The organism is Pseudomonas sp. 2848, assembly GCF_003253945.1.
In the GTDB taxonomy this organism is placed as follows: Bacteria; Pseudomonadota; Gammaproteobacteria; order Pseudomonadales; family Pseudomonadaceae; genus Aquipseudomonas.
Genome location: NZ_QKZD01000007.1, coordinates 361,207 through 381,548, shown reverse-complemented (window position 1 = coordinate 381,548; position 20,342 = coordinate 361,207). Strand labels below are relative to the sequence as shown.

Below are 20,342 nucleotides of genomic sequence, written 5' to 3'. Positions count from 1 at the left end.
ACACCTTTGCTAAAAGTGGGCCGCCACCGGGAGTTTTGGGTGGCGGGCCAGAGAGATTACAGATTCCGCAGCGCTGCGACTACTGCGTCGCCCATTTCCTGCGTACCGACCTTGCGGCAACCTTCGGAGAAGATGTCACCTGTGCGCAGGCCCTGGTCCAGCACCAGGCTCACCGCCTGCTCGATCGCCTCGGCGGCGGCCGACTGGTTGAAGCTGTAGCGCAGCATCATCGATACCGAAAGAATGGTTGCCAATGGGTTGGCGATGCCCTGCCCGGCGATGTCCGGCGCCGAGCCGTGGCACGGCTCGTACATGCCCTTGTTGTCGGCATCCAGCGACGCCGAGGGCAGCATGCCGATGGAACCGGTGAGCATGGAAGCCTCATCCGACAGGATGTCGCCGAACATGTTGTCGGTCACCACCACGTCGAACTGCTTGGGCGCGCGCACCAACTGCATGGCAGCGTTGTCGACGTACATGTGGCTCAGCTCGACGTCCGGGTAGTCCTTGGCCACTTCCTCGACCACTTCACGCCACAGCTGGCTGGAAGCCAGGACGTTGGCCTTGTCCACCGAGCACAGTTTCTTGCCGCGTACACGGGCCATGTCGAAGCCGACGCGGGCGATGCGGCGCACTTCGCTTTCGCTGTACGGCAGGGTGTCGTACGCCTGGCGCTCGCCGCCTTCCAGCTCACGCTGGCCGCGTGGCGCGCCGAAATAGATGCCGCCGGTCAGCTCGCGGACGATGAGGATATCCAGGCCGGCGACGATCTCTGGTTTGAGCGACGAGGCGTCGGCCAGTTGCGGATAGAGGATGGCCGGGCGCAGGTTGGCGAACAGGCCCAGTTGCGAGCGGATCTTCAGCAAGCCGCGCTCCGGGCGGATGTCACGCTCGATCTTGTCCCACTTCGGGCCACCCACGGCGCCCAGCAGCACGGCGTCAGCCTGGCGGGCACGCTCCAGGGTCTCGTCGGCCAGCGGCACGCCGTGCTTGTCGATGGCCGCGCCACCTATCACGTCGTGGGTGAGGCTGAAGCCGAGCTGGAACTTGTCGTTGGCCAGCTCCAGCACCTTGACCGCCTCGGCCATGATTTCCGGACCGATGCCATCACCTGGGAGAATCAGAATCTGCTTGCTCATGCTTTCCTCTATCCAATCAAGCGGCGCGCCCTGTCGGCGCGCCGATAAACTCAGTGTCCAACGGGCCTCATCGCGGGGCAGGCCCGCTTCCACGCGTGGTGATGAGGCCTTCGATCAATCGCGGAACAACCACGGCTGACTGGCGCGGTGCTTGCCCTCGAACGCCTTGATCGCGTCGCGGTCCTGCAGGGTCAGGCCGATGTCGTCCAGGCCATTGAGCAGGCAGTGCTTGCGGAAGGCGTCGATTTCGAACTTCAGCACTTTGCCGTCCGGACGAGTCACGGCCTGGGCGTCGAGGTCGATGGTCAACTGGTAGCCCGGGTTGGCCTCGACTTGCCTGAACAGCTCGTCGACTTCGGCGGCGTCGAGAATGATCGGCAATAGGCCATTCTTGAAGCTGTTGTTGAAGAAAATATCGGCGAAGCTCGGCGCGATCACGCTGCGGAAGCCGTACTCGTCGAGCGCCCATGGGGCGTGCTCGCGGCTCGAGCCGCAACCGAAGTTCTCCCGCGCCAGCAGCACGCTGGCCCCCTGGTAGCGCGCGTGGTTGAGCACGAATTCCTGGTTCAGCGGGCGCTTGCTGTTGTCCTGGTAGGGCTGGCCGACGTCCAGGTAGCGCCACTCGTCGAACAGGTTGGGACCAAAGCCGGTGCGCTTGATCGACTTGAGGAACTGCTTGGGGATGATCTGGTCGGTGTCGACGTTGGCACGGTCCAACGGCGCGACGAGGCCAGTGTGCTGGGTAAAGGCTTTCATGCTGCGCTCCCTTGGATCAACTCGCGGACATCGATGAAGTGGCCGGTCACCGCCGCTGCGGCGGCCATGGCCGGGCTGACCAGGTGGGTACGGCCACCGGCGCCCTGGCGGCCTTCGAAGTTGCGGTTGGAGGTGGACGCGCAGTGCTCGCCGCTTTCCAGGCGGTCCGGGTTCATCGCCAGGCACATCGAGCAGCCCGGTTCACGCCACTCGAAGCCGGCCTCGAGGAAAATCTTGTCCAGCCCTTCGCGCTCGGCCTGGGCCTTGACCAGACCCGAACCTGGCACCACCAGCGCCTGCTTGACGTTGGCGGCGACCTTGCGGCCCCTGGCGATCTCAGCGGCGGCACGCAGGTCTTCGATGCGCGAATTGGTGCACGAGCCGATGAACACGCGGTCGAGCTGGATGTCGGTGATCGCCTGGTTGGCGGCCAGGCCCATATACTTGAGAGCGCGCTCGATCGAGCCGCGCTTGATCAGGTCGGGCTCGGCGGCCGGGTCCGGCACGCGCTGGTCGACGGCCAGGACCATCTCCGGCGAAGTGCCCCAGCTGACTTGTGGCTTGATCTGTGCGGCGTCGAGCTCGACCACGGTGTCGAACACGGCGTCGCCATCGGAGACCAATCCTTTCCAGGCCTTGATGGCCTGCGTCCACTGCTCGCCCTTCGGCGCATAGGGACGACCCTCGACGTAGTTGACGGTCGTCTCGTCGACCGCGACCAATCCCACACGCGCACCGGCCTCGATGGACATGTTGCAGATGGTCATGCGGCCTTCCATCGACAAATCGCGGATCGCGCTGCCGGCGAACTCCATGGCATGGCCATTGCCGCCGGCGGTGCCGATCTTGCCGATCACGGCCAGGACGATGTCCTTGGCGGTGACGCCAGCGGGCAATTGACCCTCGACGCGCACCAGCATGTTTTTCATTTTCTTGGCCACCAGGCACTGGGTGGCGAGCACATGCTCGACCTCGGAAGTGCCGATGCCATGGGCCAGGGCGCCAAACGCGCCATGGGTGGAAGTGTGCGAGTCGCCGCAGACCACGGTCATGCCGGGCAGGGTCGCGCCCTGCTCCGGGCTGATGACGTGCACGATACCCTGACGCTCGTCATTCATCTTGAATTCGACGATGCCATATTCGTCACAGTTCTCATCGAGGGTCTGCACCTGCAGGCGCGACACCTGGTCGGCGATGGCCTCGATACCGCCCTTGCGCTCCGGCGTGGTCGGTACGTTGTGGTCAGGAGTGGCGATGTTGGCATCGATACGCCAGGGCTTGCGGCTGGCCAGGCGCAGGCCTTCGAAAGCCTGGGGCGAAGTCACTTCGTGGATGATGTGGCGATCGATGTAGATCAAGGACGAGCCGTCATCGCGGCGCTTGACCTCATGAGCTTCCCAGAGTTTGTCGTAGAGCGTTTTGCCAGCCATCAGACTGTTCCTCATCAGCGTCTTTCTATGCCAAAGACCCCTTGGCTTGTACGGACGATGCTATGGCGATAGATTGAATAACTCAAATTCATAATTTTCATGCTTTGGATAACCAACAGGAATTCGAGCCGTGGACCTGGCCAACCTCAGCGCCTTTATCGCCATTGCCGAAACCGGCAGCTTTTCCGGAGCCGGCGAACGCCTGTTCCTGACCCAGCCCGCCATCAGCAAACGCATCGCCGGGCTGGAGCAGCAACTGGATGTACGCCTGTTCGACCGCCTGGGCCGCGAAGTGACCCTGACCGAAGCTGGCCGGGCCCTGTTGCCGCGCGCCTATCAGATCCTCAACGTCCTCGATGATACACGTCGCGCATTGACCAATTTGACCGGAGAGGTGGCGGGTCGCCTGACGCTGGCCACCAGCCATCACATCGGCTTGCACCGCTTGCCCCCACTATTACGGGCTTTTACTCGACAGTACCCCTCGGTGGCGTTGGATATTCAGTTCCTCGATTCGGAAGCGGCCTACGATGAAATCCTCCATGGCCGCGCCGAAATTGCCGTCATCACCCTCGCGCCCGAGCCCCATCACCTGGTCAAGGCCGTGGCGGTGTGGGACGACGCCCTGGATTTCGTCGCCGCCCCCGAACACCCGCTGGCCAGCAACCAGCGGGTCAGCCTGGCCGACGTTGCGCGCCACCCAGCGGTGTTTCCCGGCGGCAATACCTTCACCCACCACATCGTCCAGCGCCTGTTCGAAAGCCAGGGCCTGGTGCCGAACATCGCCATGAGCACCAACTATCTGGAAACCATCAAGATGATGGTGTCGATCGGCCTGGCCTGGAGTGTGCTGCCACGTACTATGCTCGATGAGCAGGTTGCGCCCATCGCCCTGCCCGGCATACAGCTGTCACGCCAGCTAGGCTACATATTGCACACGGAGCGCACGCTATCGAATGCGGCCAGGGCCTTCATGGCGCTGCTCGACAGCCACGCCGGGGCTGCCTGACCGGTCGCAGGCACGGCATTTCTCTCCACAAGGACGCGTTCTCTGCCAAAGGTCTGGTATCGATGCCCAAATCAGCAAACCGCTTTCCGCGCCTGCCCCGTATTCCCGCGGCCGACCCCCAGGAGTCGGAACAGGCCTGGCAGAACGCTCCCCAGTTGCTGGCCGCGCTCAACGCCGCACGCCTGGGCGCCTGGCTGTGGGACATCGAGAGTGGCCGGGTGAGCTGGTCTCGGGGTACCCAGGCGCTGTTCGGCTTCGACCCGCAACGCCCGCTGCCCAACGACGTCGACTACCTCGACCTGCTGCCCGAGGAGGACCGCGCTCGCACACGCCAGGCGTTCCAGGCCGTGGTCAACGGCGAACCGGTCGAGCAGGCCATGCGCCATCGCATCCGCTGGCCCGATGGCAGCGTGCACTGGCTGGAGATCAACGGCAGCCTGACCCACGACCCCCATGGCCGCCCGCAGATGATCGGGGTGATCCGCGAGATCACCCGCCAGCGCGAGCGGGAAACTGCACTGATCAATTCGGAGAAGCGCTTCGCCACCCTGTTCCATCTCAGCCCCAACGCCATTCTCCTGACCCGCCGCCACGACGGCCTGATCATCGAGGTCAACCAGCACTTCGAGCACATGTTTGGCTGGCCAGGCGCTCAAGTAGTTGGCAAGACCAGCGTGGAACTGGGCCTGTGGGTCAACCCCGAGCAACGTCACCAGGTGTTGGACGCCACCCGCGCAGGTAGCGGTCCGTTGACCCTCGAGGTGCAGTTCCGCGCCACCAACGGCAAGATTCACGACGGCATCCTCTGCACCCAGGGCATCGAGCTCGAAGGCGTCACCTACCTGATCAGCACCTTCGTCGACACCACCGAGCGCAAACGCGCCGAACAGGCGCTCAAGGACAGTCAGGAGCGCCTCGACCTGGCCCTGGACTCGGCCCAGCTGGGCACTTGGGACTGGCACATCCCCAGCGGCATGCTCTACGGCTCGGCCCGCGCCGCGCAACTGCACGGGCTGGACCCGGTGCCCTTCCACGAATCGTTCGAGGCCTTTTTCGAAGGTGTGCCCGAGCATGAGCGCAGCGTCATGCGCCAGGCCTACCGCAGCCTGCGCGAAGGGCCGGCCGGCAACTACCAGATCACCTACCGGGTACAACTCGACAACGGCGCCTCGCGCTACATCGAAAGCCGCGCCCGCCTGTACCGCGACGACCAGGGCAACCCGCTGCGTATGGCCGGCACCCTGCTCGACATCACCGACCAGGTGGAGCGCGAGCAGCGCCTGACGGCCTCGGAGGAAAAGTTCGCCAGCCTGTTCCAGGTCAGCCCCGACCCGATCTGCGTGACCCGGCAGGACAGTGGCCAGTTCATCGAGATCAACCCGGCGTTCAGCCAGACCTTTGGCTGGGCCCCGGAGCAGATCCTCGGCCACACCGCCGAGGAAATCGGCCTGTGGGCCGAGTCGGCCGAACGCGCCCAACGCATCGAACGGGTGATCCGCGACCAGGCCTTGAGCAATGTGGCGGTGGTGGTCAACCACCGCAACGGCACGCCGCTGACCTGCGTGATCTCCAGCCGCCTGATCAGCGTCGACAGCCAGCCATGCAGCGTCACCACCCTGCGCGACATCACCCAGCAGCAGCGCGCCGAGGCGGCGCTCAAGGCCAGCGAGGAGAAATTTGCCAAGGCGTTCCATTCCAGCCCCGACGCCATCACCATCACCGAGCGCCACAGCGGGCGCTATGTGGAGGTCAACGACGGTTTCAGCCGGTTGACCGGCTACAGCCCCGAAGAGGTGGTCGGTCGCACGGTCTACGAAATCGGCATCTGGGCCGACGAGAAGCAGCGCGCCGCCCTGCTCAACGAGCTGCGCGAGCGCGGCCGGGTGCATCACCGGGAGATGCTGGGCCGCAACAAGCGCGGCGACATCCTTACCGTGGAAGTGTCGGTGGAGCCGATCAGCCTCAACGAAACCGACTGCCTGCTGCTTACCGCTCGCGATGTCAGCCTGCTGAAGAACGCCCAGGCGCAGATCCGCCACCTGGCGTACCACGACCCGCTGACCAACCTGCCCAACCGCGCCCTGCTGATGGACCGCCTGAGCCAGCAGATCGCCCTGCTCAAGCGCCACAACCTGCGCGGCGCCCTGCTGTTCCTCGACCTGGACCACTTCAAGCACATCAACGACTCGCTCGGCCACCCGGTGGGCGACACGGTACTGAAGATCATCACTGCCCGTCTCGAGGCCAGCGTGCGGCTGGAGGACACTGTGGCGCGCTTGGGCGGCGACGAGTTCGTGGTGCTGCTCAGCGGCCTGGAAGGCAGCCGCGAGCAGGTGGAAAACAAGGTTCGCGAACTGGCCGACACCCTGCGCGAGCTGCTGGCCGAACCGATGTCGCTGGACGGCCAGCGCCTGCAGGTCACGCCGAGCATCGGCGTGGCGTTGATCCCCGACCATGGCGCCACCCCCGCCGACCTGCTCAAGCGTGCCGACATCGCCCTGTACCGCGCCAAGGACTCCGGGCGCAACACCACGCAGTTGTTCCACACCACCATGCAGAAGGCCGCCAGCGAGCGCCTGCGCATGGAGAGCGACCTGCGCCTGGCCCTGGCCCGCGGTGAACTGGCCTTGCACTTCCAACCCCAGGTCGACGCCCGCGACAACCGTATCGTCGGCGCCGAAGTCCTGCTGCGCTGGCACCACCCGCAACTGGGCCAGCAGCCTCCGGCGCAGTTCATCCAGGTTCTGGAGGAAAGTGGCCTGATCCTCGAGGTCGGCAGCTGGATCCTCGACGAAGCCTGCGACGCCTGCGCGCGCATGCTCGCAGACGGGCTGATCGACGCCGACGACTTCAGCCTGTGCGTCAACATCAGCCCACGGCAGTTCCGCCAGAACGACTTCGTCGAGCGGGTGCTGCGCAGCCTCGACGACTACCGCCTGCCCCGGCGCATGCTCACACTGGAGATCACCGAAGGCATCGTCATCCAGAACCTCGAGGACACCATCAGCAAGATGCGCGAACTCAAGCACCACGGCGTCAGCTTCGCCATGGACGACTTCGGCACGGGCTATTCGTCGCTCACCTACCTAAAGCGTCTGCCGGTGGATGCGTTGAAGATCGACCAGACCTTCGTACGCGACGCACCGGTCGACCCCAACGACGCCGAGATCGTCCGCGCCATTGTCGCCATGGCCCGCAGCCTGGAGCTGGCGGTGATTGCCGAGGGCGTGGAACTGACCGAGCAGCTGGAGTTCCTCGAGCGGCTGGGTTGCCATCTGTACCAGGGCTATCTGCACAGCCGACCACTGCCGTTACCGGAGTTTCGCCAGATACTGCTGGAGGCACCGGCGGATTACTGAGGCGCTAACCCGGCTGGAGGCGCCGCAGAATGCAAAAAGGGCACCCGAAGGTGCCCTTTCTTCACTGCGCTGAAATCAGTTCAACGCCGGTTTGTCGCCGTTGATCGGGATACGCTTGGCCTTGGCTTCTTCCGGCACGATGCGCAGCAGTTCGATGCTGAGCAGGCCATTGGCCAGGCCCGCGCCCTTGACCTCGATGTGGTCGGCCAGGCGGAACGACAGCTTGAAGGCGCGCTGGGCGATGCCCTGGTGCAGGAAGGTGACGCCTTCGCTGCTGCCGTCGCGCTTGCCGCCGGTCACGGTAAGAACACCTTTTTCGACCTGCAGGTCGAGGTCCTGCTCCTGGAAGCCGGCGGCGGCGACCACGATGCGGTAGTGATCATCGCCATGCTTTTCCACGTTGTAGGGTGGGTAGCTGCTACCCGCCTCGTTACGGGCGGCGGCTTCGAACAGGTCGTTGAAGCGGTCGAAACCGACGGAGTTGCGGAAAAGTGGTGCGAGAGAGAAAGCGGTAGTCATGGTCATGAACTCCTGAGATTCAGCAAGTTAAGTCACTACGCGACCCGACTTCGGCATCGCGTACTCAAGAGATATGTCCTGGCGAAGAGCTTTCAAGGGCTGGCATGAAAAAATTTTGCGATCAAGCCGGCTCAGGCAACACAAGCCTCGACAGCGTGGATTTCCATCCCCAGCAACCCGCTGATCCGCTGACAGTCATCCTCACGACGCAGCTCGGCAAACAGCGTCACCGCTTCGGGGTAGCCGCGGGTCAGCATCGCCAGCCACTGTTTCATCCGCCCCGGGGCGTAGCGTGGCGACAGCTTGTCCTGGGCCTGGCGCCAGAACTCGCGCAGCAGCGGCAGCAGTTCTTCCCAGCTCATCGGCTGGTACTCGACGCCATCGCGGGCCGCAGCGATCTGCAGGGCCAGGTCCGGGCGCGACACCAGCCCACGCCCCAGCATGATGTCTTTCGCACCGCTGACCTCGCGGCAACGCCGCCAGTCATCGACGGTCCAGATCTCGCCATTGGCGAACACCGGCACCTTGACCACATCCTGCACCCGCGCCACCCATTCCCAGTGGGCCGGCGGCTTGTAGCCCTCTACCTTGGTCCGCGCATGCACCACCAGGTGTGCCGAGCCGCCCTCGGCCAGTGCCGTGGCGCAGTCCAGGGCGCCGTCGGGGCTGTCGTAGCCCAGGCGCATCTTCGAGGTCACCGGGATATGCGCCGGCACCGCTCGGCGCACTTCGCGGACGATGGCATGCAACAGCTCCGGCTCCTTGAGCAACACCGCCCCGCCCCGCGACTTGTTGACGGTCTTGGCCGGGCAGCCGAAGTTCAGGTCGATCACCGGCGCGCCAAGCTCGCAGGCCAGCGCCGCGTTCTCGGCCAGGCATACCGGGTCGGAGCCGAGCAATTGCACACGCATCGGCACCCCGGCGGCGGTGCGGGCGCCCTGGCGCAGCTCCGGCGCCAGCTTTTCGAACGAAGAGGCCGGCAGCAGGCGGTCGCAGACACGAATGAACTCGGTGACGCACCAATCGATACCACCCACACGGGTCAGGACGTCGCGCAGGATGTTGTCGACCAGCCCCTCCATGGGGGCCAGGGCAATTTGCATTTCAGGGTCTCGCCATGAAAAAGGCGGCAGTCTAACAAACTTCCGCCAGCCGTCAGCTGCCGGTCAGCGCCGGGCCGTAGCCGTCGATGAATTCCGCCGGCATGCGCCTGGGCTTGCCGCTGGACAGCTCGATGCAGGCAAAGGTGGTCTGCGCCCGCAGCAAGGTCATGCCGTCGCTCGGGCGCTTGAGCTGGAAGCGCCGGGTCATGCGCAGGCGCTGGTCCCAGTCGATGATCCAGGTGGCCAGTTGCAGCTCGTCGTCCTCATAGGCGGCGGCGAGGTAGTCGATCTCATGGCGGACCACCGCCATCGCCCGGTCCAGCCGGCGATACTCGGCCAGGTCCAGCCCCAGGCGCTGGGAGTGGCGCCAGGCGCAGCGCTCCAGCCAGGTGACGTAGACGGCGTTGTTGGCGTGGCCGAGGCCGTCGATATCCTCGTTGCCAACGCGAAGGTCGATGATGAATGGTGCCGCCAGATCCCAGCTCATGCCTGCTCCTGATTTTCAGTGAACGGGCAGAGTGTACCGGATGCTCAGGCGCTTTGCCGCGCCCGCTCGGTGGAGCGTGCGAGCAGCTCGATCACCGCCTGGCCCAGGCGCGGATCGGCTAGCACCCGCTGATGGCCGCCCTCCTCGAGCAGCAGCAGGCGGCTGTCGAACCAAGCCTGGTGAATCAGCGGTGCCTCGCTGGCGAGCACTACGGGATCGTCCTCGGCATGCACCACCAGGCCCGGCACATCCAGTTGATAGGCACTGACATCCAGGCGCGCCACCTGGACGCCGACATCGCGCTCCACCTGGCGGATAAACGCCGCTCGGGCACGGGCCGGCAACCCAAGCCGCCGGGCAAAGCCCCGCAGCACGCCGAGCAAGCGGGCCGGGGCGGCAATACTCACCGCCGCATCGGTACGCAGCCCCCACTGCAGCGCCAGCAACAGGCTTGCGCCCCCCATCGAGTGTCCGATCACCGCGCGCAGTGGCGGCAGTTCGGCGGCGGCCTCGAGCAACGCGCGGGCAAACGCCACCACATGCGCTTGCTCGCCCGGCGAGCGCCCGTGTGCCGGCCCTTCCAGCGACACCACGGTATGGCCGCTGTCCACCAGCCGCTCGATCAGTGCCGCGAACTGGGTGGGGCGACCTTCCCAGCCATGCATCAGCAATACCGTCGGCCCCTGCCCCCAGCGCAATGCCGACAACCCGAAGCGCAAGGTGATGCGCTCGGCCCTGGCCAGCAGCGGCAGCTCCCATGGCTTGGGCGGCAGGTTGCGCGGGGTCATGAAGGCGCGGCGCATCTTGCCGGCAACATGTTCAGGGGCCAGGTGGCCGAGGGTGCCATTGACGCCACGAATCCAGCTCAGGGTAGTCATCGCCTTGCTCCAGGGTCAGGTTGCTCAGATCACCGCCGACTTGGCGGCACGCAGTATCCGGTCGGACAGCTCGCCATCGCCCAGGGCGCGGGCCACGGCGAGGCCGCCAACCATCAGGGCGAAATCGGCGAGCGCCTTGTCGATGTCCTCGGGGCGGTCGACCATTTGCGCGGTCATCAGCTCGATGTGTTCGGCCAGCACGTCACGGAAGGCGTCCGGCAGGCGCTGCATTTCGCTCAGCGCATTGGGAATCGGGCAGGCCTGCACCTCGGCATCGCGGTGCTTGCGCGACAGGTAGAAGGCCGCGACCAAGGCACGCCGCTCAGTACCGTCAAGGGCTGGATCAAGCTGGGCGAGCAAGGCACGGCGTTCGGCTAGCAGCTGGCTGAAGGCTTCGAGCATGAGCTCGTCCTTGCTGTCGAAGTGGGCATAGAAGCCGCCGACCGTCAGCCCCGCGGCGCCCATGACCTGGCTGACGCTCGGATCGGCCGGCCCCTGCTGGACCAGTGCGCTGCGCGCCGCATCGAGGATGCGTTGGCGGGTCTTGCTCTTCTTGTCGCTCATGGCTCACCTCTAAATATTATGATCAACATATTATGCTCATAATATTTTCTGGCAAGCTGAATCTGCCGCCATTGATCGGCACAGCTGGATTTTTTGAAAGGCAGAAAAACAAAAGGCCCATTCAATAAGCGAATGAGCCTTATAAGTCCTGCAAAACGCAGGTAAAAAATTGGCGTCCCCTAGGGGACTCGAACCCCTGTTACCGCCGTGAAAGGGCGGTGTCCTAGGCCACTAGACGAAGGGGACTTTAACCTTCGTGCCGACTCACTGCTGCGAATCGTGGCGAATTGGTGGAGCTAAGCGGGATCGAACCGCTGACCTCCTGCATGCCATGCAGGCGCTCTCCCAGCTGAGCTATAGCCCCGAGTAAAACAAAAGACTCATCGATCTGGATGATGAGCCTTTCAACTCCCGCAAAACGCGGGTAAAAGTGGCGTCCCCTAGGGGACTCGAACCCCTGTTACCGCCGTGAAAGGGCGGTGTCCTAGGCCACTAGACGAAGGGGACGTAACCTTCGTGCCGATCCGCTCTCGCGAATCGCGGCAAAATTGGTGGAGCTAAGCGGGATCGAACCGCTGACCTCCTGCATGCCATGCAGGCGCTCTCCCAGCTGAGCTATAGCCCCGGATTTCTAGCCTCTCGGCCCAGCGACATCATGCAACATCGCTTGTGCAAAACTGGCGTCCCCTAGGGGACTCGAACCCCTGTTACCGCCGTGAAAGGGCGGTGTCCTAGGCCACTAGACGAAGGGGACTAACCTTCTTACCTTCAAGACCCGTTCGCTGGAACCGGTCTTGCCTGACGGCCTTGGCCATCAAGCGGAATTTGGTGGAGCTAAGCGGGATCGAACCGCTGACCTCCTGCATGCCATGCAGGCGCTCTCCCAGCTGAGCTATAGCCCCACAATGTCGCTTTGAACCGAATCGCTGGCTGGGTGCCTGGCGTTTCGTTTTCGTTCATCGCTGTGGACGGGGCGCATATTAAGATCGGATTGCAAGGCTGTCAAACGAATTTTCGAAAATATTCAAAAATTTTTTCACAGATAACAATCACTTACCGCCCTGCCCTGCCCCTCTGCGAGGAGTGCGGCCCGTGGGAGCGGGCTTGACCCGCGATGGCGGTCATGAATCCGACATCGCAATCGCGGGGCAAATCGGGTCGCCGCATCGCCGCTCCCACGTGGCTGGAAAGCAATCAGGCGATGTTCGCCAGCAGCTTTTCCCACTCCTTGTTTTCCTTCTTCGACACGCCGCCGAGCAGGTCGATGGCCTGGCGCAGACGGTAGCGGGTCAGGTCGGGGCCGAGGATTTCCATGGCGTCGAGCACCGACACCGAGCTGGCCTGGCCGGTGATGGCGGCGAACATCAGCGGCATGGCGTCGCGCAACTTGAGCTCCAGCGACTCGACCACGGCCTGGATGCAGGCGGTGATGCGGTCCTTTTCCCACTGGCGCAGGCTTTCCAGCTTCCACAGGATCAGCTGCATCACCTGGCGTACCTGGTCGGCCGACAGTTTCTTGCTCTCGAACAGCTTGGCATCGAGCTTCAGCGCGCCTTCGAAGAAGAAGCCGCCCAGCGGGGCAACCTGGCTGAAGGTTTCGACCCGGCCCTGAACATGCGGGGCGATCTTCATCATGTAGTCGCTGTTGAACGCCCACTTCTGCACGCGCGCGGCGAACTCTTCCACCGGCAGTTCACGCAGCCATTGGCCGTTGAGCCACGACAGTTTCTCGATATCGAAAATCGGCCCGCCGAGGGAGATGCGCGACAGGTCGAAGTGCTCGACCATCTCGGCCAGCGAGAACTTCTCGCGCTCGTCCGGCATCGACCAGCCCATGCGCCCCAGGTAGTTGAGCATGGCTTCGGGCATGAAGCCCATGCGCTCGTAGAAGGTCACCGAGGTCGGGTTCTTGCGCTTGGACAGCTTGCTCTTGTCCGGGTTGCGCAGCAGCGGCATGTAGCACAGCTTGGGCTGCTCCCAGCCGAAGTACTCGTACAGCTTGATCAGCTTGGGCGCCGATGGCAGCCACTCTTCACCACGCAGCACATGGGTGATGCCCATCAGGTGGTCGTCGACCACGTTGGCCAGGAAGTACGTCGGCAGGCCGTCGTTCTTCATCAGCACCTGCATGTCCATGCGATCCCATGGAATCTCGACATCGCCACGCAGCATGTCCGGGACCACGCAGATGCCTTCGCTCGGCACCTTCATGCGAATCACGTGGGGCTCGCCAGCGGCCAGACGCCGCTGCACTTCCTCGTCGCTCAGCAGCAGCGCGCGGCCGTCATAGCGCGGGGTTTCGCCGCGAGCCATCTGCTCGGCACGCATCTGCTCCAGCTCTTCGGCGGTGCAGAAGCAGTAGAAGGCATGGCCTGCATCGACCAGCTCCTTGGCATATCTGGCGTAGATCTCGCCGCGCTCGCTCTGCCGGTACGGGCCATGCGGGCCGCCGACGTCCGGGCCTTCGTTCCATTCGATGCCGAGCCAGCGCAGTGCGTCGAAGATCTGCTGCTCCGACTCACGGGTGGAGCGCAACTGGTCGGTGTCTTCGATACGCAGGATGAACTCACCGCCATGCTGCTTGGCGAAGCAGTAGTTGAACAGGGCGATGTAGGCGGTGCCGACATGGGGGTCGCCGGTGGGCGATGGCGCAATACGCGTGCGAACGGTGGTCATTGAGAGTCTCGAACGAAGAGAAACAAAGGCGCGATGTTAGCAGGGAGCGGGCATCGGGCTCCAGCAATGGCGCTATCGTCACTTGTGACCTTGCCATCGGCCGCTGTTAAATTTACTTACACTTTTGCAATGAATGCCCCCATGCCTAGCCCACTCAAACGTCGCTTGCTGGTCTTCATCACCCTGGTGCTGCTGGTCGGCCTCGCCTTCCTGGCCCACTGGTACTTCAAGGGACGCTTCTACGAGAGCACCGACAACGCCTATGTGCAGGGCGAGATCACGCGTATCTCCAGCCAGCTGGGGGCGCGTATCGACGAGGTGCGCGTCGAGGACAACCAGCACGTGAGCAAAGGCGACGTGCTGGTGCGCCTGGAGGCCGCTGACTTCGAGCTGGCCGTCGAGCGTGCTCGCGCCGCCCTGGCCAGCCGGGAAGCCGAACTCGCCCAGGCGCGCAGCCGCCTGACCCAGCAAGGCAGCCTGATCGCGGCGGGCCAGGCCCAGGTTGCCGCCAACCAGGCCACCCTCGACCGCTCGCAACTGGACCTCAACCGCGCCCAAGCCCTGCGCAAACCTGGGTTCGTCTCCGAAGAGCGAGTGACAACCCTGTCGGCCGAAAGCCATGTCGCCCGCTCCCAGGTGGACAAGGCCCAGGCCGACCTCAAGGGCCAGCGCCAACAGGTCGACGCCCTGGCCGCCGAACTCAAGCGCCTCGACGCACAGATCGCCAATGCCCACGCCGACCTGGCCCAGGCCGAGCTGAACCTGACCCGCTGCGCGATCCACGCGCCGATCAGCGGCACCATCGGCCAGCGCAACGCACGCAACGGCCAGGTGGTGCAGGCCGGCGCCTACCTGCTGTCTATCGTCCCCGACGAAGACATCTGGGTACAGGCCAACTTCAAGGAAACCCAGATCGGCAGGATGCACCCCGGCCAACGCGCCGAGCTGGTGTTCGACAGCTACCCCGATACACCGGTCGAAGGCCGTGTCGACAGCCTGTTCGCCGCCTCCGGCGCGCAGTTCAGCCTGCTGCCGCCGGACAACGCCACCGGCAACTTCACCAAGGTCGTACAGCGCCTTCCGGTCAAGCTGACCTTCGCCGCGGACACCCCCCTGCACGGTCGCATCCGTCCAGGCATGTCGGTTACCGTCACCGTCGACCTGCGTGGCGAAGACGACGACCAGCATGGCCGGTGACGCGCTGCTGCGCCCCACCGCCGAGCCGACCCGGCGTGACTGGATCGCGGTGATGAGCGTGATGCTCGGCGCCTTCATGGCGGTGCTGGACATCCAGATCACCAACTCCTCGCTCAAGGACATTCAGGGCGCGCTGTCGGCGACCCTGGAGGAAGGCTCATGGATCTCCACCTCCTACTTGGTGGCCGAGATCATCATGATCCCGCTGACCGCCTGGCTGGTGCAGTTGCTCTCGGCCCGACGCCTGGCGGTGTGGGTATCGCTGGGATTTCTGCTGTCGTCGCTGCTGTGCTCGATGGCCTGGAACCTCGAGAGCATGATCGTGTTCCGCGCCCTGCAGGGCTTCACCGGCGGCGCGCTGATCCCGCTGGCCTTCACCCTGACGCTCATCAAACTACCCGAGCACCACCGCGCCAAGGGCATGGCCATGTTCGCCATGACCGCCACCTTCGCCCCGTCCATCGGCCCGGCCCTGGGCGGCTGGCTGACCGAGAACTGGGGCTGGGAATACATCTTCTACATCAACATCCCGCCGGGGCTGCTGATGATCGCCGGGCTGCTCTACGGGCTGGAAAAGCAGGAAGCCCACTGGGAACTGCTCAAGAGCACCGACTACGCCGGCATCGTCACCCTCGGCCTGGGCCTGGGTTGCCTGCAGGTGTTTCTCGAGGAAGGCCATCGCAAGGACTGGCTGGAGTCGGGCCTGATCGTCAGCCTGGGCACCGTCGCCCTCCTCGCCCTGATCCTGTTCGTGATCCTGCAGTTCTCCCGGCCGCACCCGTTGATCAACCTGCGCATCCTCGGCAACCGCAACTTCGGCCTGTCGAGCATCGCCAGCCTGGGCATGGGTGTCGGCCTGTATGGCTCGATCTACCTGCTGCCGCTCTACCTGGCGCAGGTGCAGGGCTATAACGCCCTGCAGATCGGCAAGGTGATCATGTGGATGGGCGTACCGCAGCTGTTCCTGATCCCGCTGGTACCGCAACTGATGAAGGTGATCCCGCCGAAGGTGCTGTGCGCCCTGGGCTTCTGCCTGTTCGGCGCGGCCAGTTTCGGCTCCGGCGTGCTCAACCCGGATTTTGCCGGCCCGCAGTTCAACCAGATCCAGGTGATCCGCGCCCTCGGCCAGCCGATGATCATGGTGACCATCTCGCTGATCGCCACCGCCTACATCCAGCCGCAGGACGCAGGGTCGGCTTCGAGCCTGTTCAATATCCTGCGCAACCTGGGAGGCGCCATCGGCATCGCCCTGCTGGCGACGCTACTGGATGCGCGGACCAAGGTGTACTTCGACTATTTGCGCGAGGCGGTGGTGCCGAACAATCCGCAGGTCGCCGAACGCCTGGCGCAACTGGCCGAACGCCTGGGCAGCGACAATGCGGCACTGGGCAAACTGTCCGAGATCACCCACCAGCAGGCCTTGATCATGGCCTACAACGATGCCTTCCACTTTGTCGGCATCGGCCTGGTGGTGAGCATGCTGGCGGTGCTGTTGACGCGCAAGCTGCCACAGGGGTTGAAGGCCGGGGAAGCACATTGAGGGGGCGCTACCCGCCCCATCGCCGGCAAGCCGGCTCCCACACCGACCGCGTCGATTTCAAGGTATTTACCCAAACTTGCGCAAACACTGTGGGAGCCGGCTTGCCGGCGAATGGGCTGCGAAGCGGCCCCTGTCTCCCACAGAGATAACACCCTGATCCATCAACTGGCCAGCAAGCGTTCGCGCAACTGTCCGATCTCGTCGCGCAATTGCGCCGCCGCCTCGAACTCCAGGTCGCGGGCAAACTGGAACATCTTCTCTTCCAGTTGCTTGATGCGCTTGGTGATCTGTGCCGGGGTCTGCAGCTCGACCTCGTAGCGCCCGGCCTCTTCCGCCGCCTTGGCCATGCCCTTGCGCTTCTTGCTGCGGGCTCCGGGCACGGTGGCGCCTTCAAGGATGTCGGTGATGTCCTTGACCACGCCCTTGGGCACGATGCCGTTGGCCTGGTTGAAGGCGACCTGCTTCTCGCGGCGTCGCTCGGTCTCGTCGATGGCGCGCTGCATGGAGCCGGTGATGTTGTCGGCGTATAGAATCGCCCTGCCGTTGAGGTTACGCGCAGCGCGGCCGATGGTCTGGATCAGCGAGCGCTCCGAGCGCAGGAAACCTTCCTTGTCGGCGTCGAGGATCGCCACCAGCGACACCTCGGGCATGTCCAGGCCCTCGCGCAGCAGGTTGATCCCCACCAGCACGTCGAAAGTCCCCAGGCGCAGGTCGCGGATGATCTCGACCCGTTCGACGGTGTCGATGTCCGAGTGCAGGTAGCGCACCCGCACATCATGGTCAGCCAGGTAGTCGGTGAGGTCCTCGGCCATGCGCTTGGTCAGCGTGGTGGCCAGCACCCGCTCGCCCAGGGCGACGCGCTTGCCGATCTCCGAGAGCAGGTCGTCGACCTGGGTCAGCGCCGGGCGCACCTCGACCTGCGGGTCGACCAGGCCGGTCGGCCGCACCACCTGCTCCACCACCCGCCCGGCGTGCTCGGCCTCGTAGGGGCCGGGAGTAGCGGAGACGAAGATGGTCTGCGGGCTGACCGCCTCCCACTCATCGAAACGCATGGGCCGGTTGTCGAGGGCCGACGGCAGGCGGAAGCCGTACTCCACCAGGGTTTCCTTGCGCGAACGGTCGCCCTTGTACATGGCGCCGACCTGGGGAACGCTGACGTGGGATTCGTCGATCACCAGCAGCGCGTCATCCGGCAGGTAGTCGTAGAGCGTGGGCGGCGGCGCGCCGGCCGGGCGGCCGGAGAGGTAGCGCGAGTAGTTCTCGATGCCGTTGCAGTAGCCCAGCTCGAGGATCATCTCCAGGTCGAAACGGGTGCGCTGCTCCAGGCGCTGCGCCTCGACCAGCTTGTTGCTCGAGTTCAAGTACTCAAGGCGCTGCTTGAGTTCTTCCTTGATGCCGTCCACCGCCTCGACCAGGGTTTCCCGTGGGGTCACGTAGTGGCTCTTGGGGTAAAAGGTGAACCGCGGCAGCTTGCGGATGACCTCGCCGGTGAGCGGGTCGAAGGCGGCGATGTTCTCCACTTCGTCATCGAACAACTCGATGCGGATGGCCTCCAGGTCCGATTCGGCCGGGAAGATGTCGATCACGTCGCCGCGCACGCGGAAGGTGGCGCGGGCGAAATCCATCTCGTTGCGGGTGTATTGCAGATCGGCCAGGCGCCGCAGCAGGGCGCGCTGGTCGAGCTTGTCGCCACGGTCGACGTGCAGGACCATCTTCAGGTACGTCTCGGGGCTGCCCAGGCCGTAGATGCACGATACGGTGGTGACGATGATCGCGTCGCGCCGCTCCAGCAGCGCCTTGGTCGCCGACAGGCGCATCTGTTCGATATGGTCGTTGATCGAGGCGTCCTTCTCGATGAAGGTGTCCGACGACGGCACATAGGCTTCCGGCTGGTAGTAGTCGTAATAGGAGACGAAGTATTCGACGGCGTTGTTCGGGAAGAATGCCTTGAACTCGCCGTAGAGCTGGGCGGCCAGGGTCTTGTTCGGCGCCAGCACCATGGTCGGGCGCTGCACCTGCTGGATGACGTTGGCGATACTGAAGGTCTTGCCCGAGCCGGTCACCCCGAGCAGGGTCTGGTGCGAAAGGCCGGCGTCGATGCCCTCGACCATCTGGCGGATGGCCTCGGGCTGATCGCCGGCCGGCTGGAAGCGGGTGACGAGCTGGAACTCGGACATGACGGACCTCGTGGATGTCGCGGCAACTGTAAATTTAGCCAGTAGTCTATACCCAAATGCGCCCCCGGGGCGCCAGATTCAAGTGCGACCCTCGCCCCTTCAAGGCAATGGACCGGGCAATTCGACCAATGGTCGAAAAATATTTGCGCAAACAGCCGGAAAAGCTGCGCCAGACTGTCGCAGTGACCGGTGGGTATCACTATACTGACTCCCCGTTTGTGCACCGCTTCAGTGCCTTCGGCTGGAGCGTGGCGACCCTATCACTCTCCTATCAGAGCCAAGGTAACAATGAGCCTGTTTTCCGCTGTCGAGCTGGCACCCCGCGACCCTATCCTGGGCCTCAACGAAGCATTCAACGCCGACCCACGCACCGACAAGGTGAACCTGGGCGTGGGCGTCTACTGCAATGAGGAGGGCCGCATCCCGCTGCTGCGCGCGGTGATCGCAGCCGAGACCGCCCGTGCCGCCCAGCACGCCTCCCGCGGCTACCTGCCGATCGACGGCATCGCCCAGTACGACCAGGCCGTGCAGAAGCTGATCTTCGGCGCCGAATCGCCGTTGCTGGCCGCAGGCCGCGTGGTCACCGTGCAGGCTGTCGGCGGTACCGGCGCGCTGAAGATCGGCGCCGACTTCCTCAAGCGCCTGCAGCCGGGCGCCGTGGTCGCCATCAGCGACCCGAGCTGGGAAAACCACCGCGCCCTGTTCGAGAGCGCCGGCTTCCCGGTACAGACCTACCGCTACTACGATGCCGCCAGCCAGGACGTCAACCGCGCCGGCATGCTCGAAGACCTGAATAGCCTGCCATCGGGCTCGGTCATCGTGCTGCACGCCTGCTGCCACAACCCGACCGGCGTCGACCTGTCGCTGGACGACTGGAAGAACGTGCTGGAAGTGGTCAAGGCCAAAGGCCACATCCCGTTCCTCGACATGGCCTACCAAGGCTTCGGTGCCGGCATCGACGAAGACGCCTTCGCCGTGCGCCTGTTCGCCGAATCGGGCCTGGAGTTCTTCGTCTCCAGCTCGTTCTCCAAGTCGTTCTCGTTGTACGGCGAGCGTGTCGGGGCACTGTCGATCGTCACCGCCTCGAAGGACGAGAGCACCCGCGTGCTGTCGCAAGTCAAGCGGGTTATCCGCACCACCTACTCCAACCCGCCGACCCACGGCGCCAGCATCGTCGCCGCAGTGCTCAACAGCCCCGAGTTGCGCCAGATGTGGGAAACCGAGCTGGCCGAGATGCGCGAGCGTATCCACGGCATGCGCAAGCAGATGGTCGAGCTGCTGGCCGAGTACGGCGCCAAGCGTGACTTCAGCTTTGTCGGCCGCCAGTGCGGCATGTTCTCCTACTCGGGCCTGACCGTTGAACAAGTGGCACGCCTGAAGAACGAGTTCGGCATCTACGCGCTGGACACTGGCCGCATCGCGGTCGCCGCGCTGAACCAGAGCAACATCCACGTGGTCACCAAGGCCATCGTAGAAGTGCTGTAACTGCTTGATTGTCTTGGGGAAGC

The 20,342-nt window shown here is 64.4% G+C and carries 15 protein-coding genes and 6 tRNA genes; 5 read left to right on the top strand and 16 right to left on the bottom strand.

The window, feature by feature from the left end:
- Positions 1 to 56: 56 nt before the first annotated feature.
- From leuB to leuC, 3 genes are all read right to left on the bottom strand, one after another.
- Positions 57 to 1,139 (bottom strand): 3-isopropylmalate dehydrogenase, encoded by a 1,083-nt coding sequence (gene leuB / locus DFS21_RS16630; RefSeq protein ID WP_110704152.1) that lies wholly within the window; start codon positions 1,137 to 1,139, stop codon positions 57 to 59.
- 114 nt (positions 1,140 to 1,253) lie between these two features.
- On the bottom strand, positions 1,254 to 1,895 hold the full coding sequence (gene leuD, locus DFS21_RS16625; protein WP_110704150.1) for a 3-isopropylmalate dehydratase small subunit: 642 nt from the start codon (positions 1,893 to 1,895) through the stop codon (positions 1,254 to 1,256).
- Entirely contained in the window at positions 1,892 to 3,325 is a 1,434-nt protein-coding gene (leuC, locus tag DFS21_RS16620) for a 3-isopropylmalate dehydratase large subunit (protein ID WP_110704148.1), read from the bottom strand. Before leuC ends, leuD begins: the two co-directional genes overlap by 4 nt.
- Positions 3,326 to 3,455: 130 nt before the next feature.
- Between leuC and DFS21_RS16615 the strand changes: the two genes are divergently transcribed.
- Together DFS21_RS16615 and DFS21_RS16610 are read left to right on the top strand one after the other, a co-directional pair.
- Positions 3,456 to 4,334: a LysR family transcriptional regulator gene (locus tag DFS21_RS16615; protein WP_110704146.1), complete on the top strand. Its 879-nt coding sequence runs from the start codon at positions 3,456 to 3,458 to the stop codon at positions 4,332 to 4,334.
- 62 nt (positions 4,335 to 4,396) lie between these two features.
- Positions 4,397 to 7,693 (top strand): PAS domain S-box protein, encoded by a 3,297-nt coding sequence (locus DFS21_RS16610; RefSeq protein WP_102685393.1) that lies wholly within the window; start codon positions 4,397 to 4,399, stop codon positions 7,691 to 7,693.
- A 75-nt stretch (positions 7,694 to 7,768) separates the two neighbouring features.
- Here the strand turns inward: DFS21_RS16610 and DFS21_RS16605 are convergent, their stop codons facing one another.
- The 12 genes from DFS21_RS16605 to gltX all read right to left on the bottom strand — a co-directional run bounded on the left by DFS21_RS16605 (position 7,769) and on the right by gltX (position 13,920).
- Positions 7,769 to 8,212, bottom strand: coding sequence for an Hsp20 family protein (locus tag DFS21_RS16605; RefSeq protein WP_031315058.1), 444 nt, complete (start codon positions 8,210 to 8,212; stop codon positions 7,769 to 7,771).
- A gap of 131 nt (positions 8,213 to 8,343) precedes the next feature.
- Positions 8,344 to 9,315, bottom strand: a complete 972-nt coding sequence (locus DFS21_RS16600) for a tRNA-dihydrouridine synthase (protein WP_110704144.1) — start codon at positions 9,313 to 9,315, stop codon at positions 8,344 to 8,346.
- Positions 9,316 to 9,367: 52 nt separating this feature from the next.
- Positions 9,368 to 9,802: a thioesterase family protein gene (locus DFS21_RS16595; protein WP_110704142.1), complete on the bottom strand. Its 435-nt coding sequence runs from the start codon at positions 9,800 to 9,802 to the stop codon at positions 9,368 to 9,370.
- Between the two features lie 44 nt (positions 9,803 to 9,846).
- Positions 9,847 to 10,680 (bottom strand): alpha/beta fold hydrolase, encoded by an 834-nt coding sequence (locus DFS21_RS16590; RefSeq protein ID WP_102685390.1) that lies wholly within the window; start codon positions 10,678 to 10,680, stop codon positions 9,847 to 9,849.
- Positions 10,681 to 10,704: 24 nt separating this feature from the next.
- Positions 10,705 to 11,244: a TetR/AcrR family transcriptional regulator gene (locus DFS21_RS16585; protein WP_102685389.1), complete on the bottom strand. Its 540-nt coding sequence runs from the start codon at positions 11,242 to 11,244 to the stop codon at positions 10,705 to 10,707.
- Positions 11,245 to 11,414: 170 nt separating this feature from the next.
- A tRNA-Glu gene (locus DFS21_RS16580) sits at positions 11,415 to 11,490 on the bottom strand.
- Positions 11,491 to 11,532: 42 nt separating this feature from the next.
- Positions 11,533 to 11,608: transfer RNA gene (locus tag DFS21_RS16575), tRNA-Ala, on the bottom strand.
- 67 nt (positions 11,609 to 11,675) lie between these two features.
- A tRNA-Glu gene (locus DFS21_RS16570) sits at positions 11,676 to 11,751 on the bottom strand.
- 42 nt (positions 11,752 to 11,793) lie between these two features.
- A tRNA-Ala gene (locus tag DFS21_RS16565) sits at positions 11,794 to 11,869 on the bottom strand.
- Between the two features lie 53 nt (positions 11,870 to 11,922).
- Positions 11,923 to 11,998 (bottom strand) — tRNA-Glu (locus DFS21_RS16560).
- Between the two features lie 72 nt (positions 11,999 to 12,070).
- Positions 12,071 to 12,146: transfer RNA gene (locus tag DFS21_RS16555), tRNA-Ala, on the bottom strand.
- Positions 12,147 to 12,438: 292 nt separating this feature from the next.
- Positions 12,439 to 13,920 (bottom strand): glutamate--tRNA ligase, encoded by a 1,482-nt coding sequence (gene gltX, locus DFS21_RS16550; RefSeq protein WP_046854712.1) that lies wholly within the window; start codon positions 13,918 to 13,920, stop codon positions 12,439 to 12,441.
- 141 nt (positions 13,921 to 14,061) lie between these two features.
- Between gltX and DFS21_RS16545 the strand changes: the two genes are divergently transcribed.
- A complete protein-coding gene (locus DFS21_RS16545; RefSeq protein ID WP_111532664.1) occupies positions 14,062 to 15,117 on the top strand; it encodes an HlyD family secretion protein in 1,056 nt (351 codons plus the stop codon).
- A gap of 49 nt (positions 15,118 to 15,166) precedes the next feature.
- Entirely contained in the window at positions 15,167 to 16,657 is a 1,491-nt protein-coding gene (locus DFS21_RS16540; RefSeq protein ID WP_178082035.1) for an MDR family MFS transporter, read from the top strand.
- Positions 16,658 to 16,818: 161 nt separating this feature from the next.
- On the opposite strand, the gene uvrB is transcribed toward DFS21_RS16540, so the two are convergent.
- Positions 16,819 to 18,834, bottom strand: a complete 2,016-nt coding sequence (gene uvrB / locus DFS21_RS16535) for an excinuclease ABC subunit UvrB (RefSeq protein ID WP_110704136.1) — start codon at positions 18,832 to 18,834, stop codon at positions 16,819 to 16,821.
- 288 nt (positions 18,835 to 19,122) lie between these two features.
- On the opposite strand from uvrB, the gene DFS21_RS16530 reads away from it, so the two are divergent.
- Complete coding sequence (locus tag DFS21_RS16530; protein ID WP_094012465.1) at positions 19,123 to 20,319, top strand: amino acid aminotransferase; 1,197 nt, start codon at positions 19,123 to 19,125, stop codon at positions 20,317 to 20,319.
- Positions 20,320 to 20,342 lie beyond the last annotated feature (23 nt).

Bases quoted from the DNA above. Each gene is read 5' to 3' on its own strand.
- gltX (WP_046854712.1), bottom strand. From the start codon at position 13,920: ATGACCACCGTTCGCACGCGTATTGCGCCATCGCCCACCGGCGACCCC.
- DFS21_RS16605 (WP_031315058.1), bottom strand. From the start codon at position 8,212: ATGACTACCGCTTTCTCTCTCGCACCACTTTTCCGCAACTCCGTCGGT.
- leuD (WP_110704150.1), bottom strand. From the start codon at position 1,895: ATGAAAGCCTTTACCCAGCACACTGGCCTCGTCGCGCCGTTGGACCGT.
- uvrB (WP_110704136.1), bottom strand. From the start codon at position 18,834: ATGTCCGAGTTCCAGCTCGTCACCCGCTTCCAGCCGGCCGGCGATCAG.
- DFS21_RS16600 (WP_110704144.1), bottom strand. From the start codon at position 9,315: ATGCAAATTGCCCTGGCCCCCATGGAGGGGCTGGTCGACAACATCCTG.
- leuB (WP_110704152.1), bottom strand. From the start codon at position 1,139: ATGAGCAAGCAGATTCTGATTCTCCCAGGTGATGGCATCGGTCCGGAA.
- DFS21_RS16585 (WP_102685389.1), bottom strand. From the start codon at position 11,244: ATGAGCGACAAGAAGAGCAAGACCCGCCAACGCATCCTCGATGCGGCG.
- DFS21_RS16590 (WP_102685390.1), bottom strand. From the start codon at position 10,680: ATGACTACCCTGAGCTGGATTCGTGGCGTCAATGGCACCCTCGGCCAC.
- DFS21_RS16530 (WP_094012465.1), top strand. From the start codon at position 19,123: ATGAGCCTGTTTTCCGCTGTCGAGCTGGCACCCCGCGACCCTATCCTG.
- DFS21_RS16545 (WP_111532664.1), top strand. From the start codon at position 14,062: ATGCCTAGCCCACTCAAACGTCGCTTGCTGGTCTTCATCACCCTGGTG.
- leuC (WP_110704148.1), bottom strand. From the start codon at position 3,325: ATGGCTGGCAAAACGCTCTACGACAAACTCTGGGAAGCTCATGAGGTC.
- DFS21_RS16610 (WP_102685393.1), top strand. From the start codon at position 4,397: ATGCCCAAATCAGCAAACCGCTTTCCGCGCCTGCCCCGTATTCCCGCG.
- DFS21_RS16595 (WP_110704142.1), bottom strand. From the start codon at position 9,802: ATGAGCTGGGATCTGGCGGCACCATTCATCATCGACCTTCGCGTTGGC.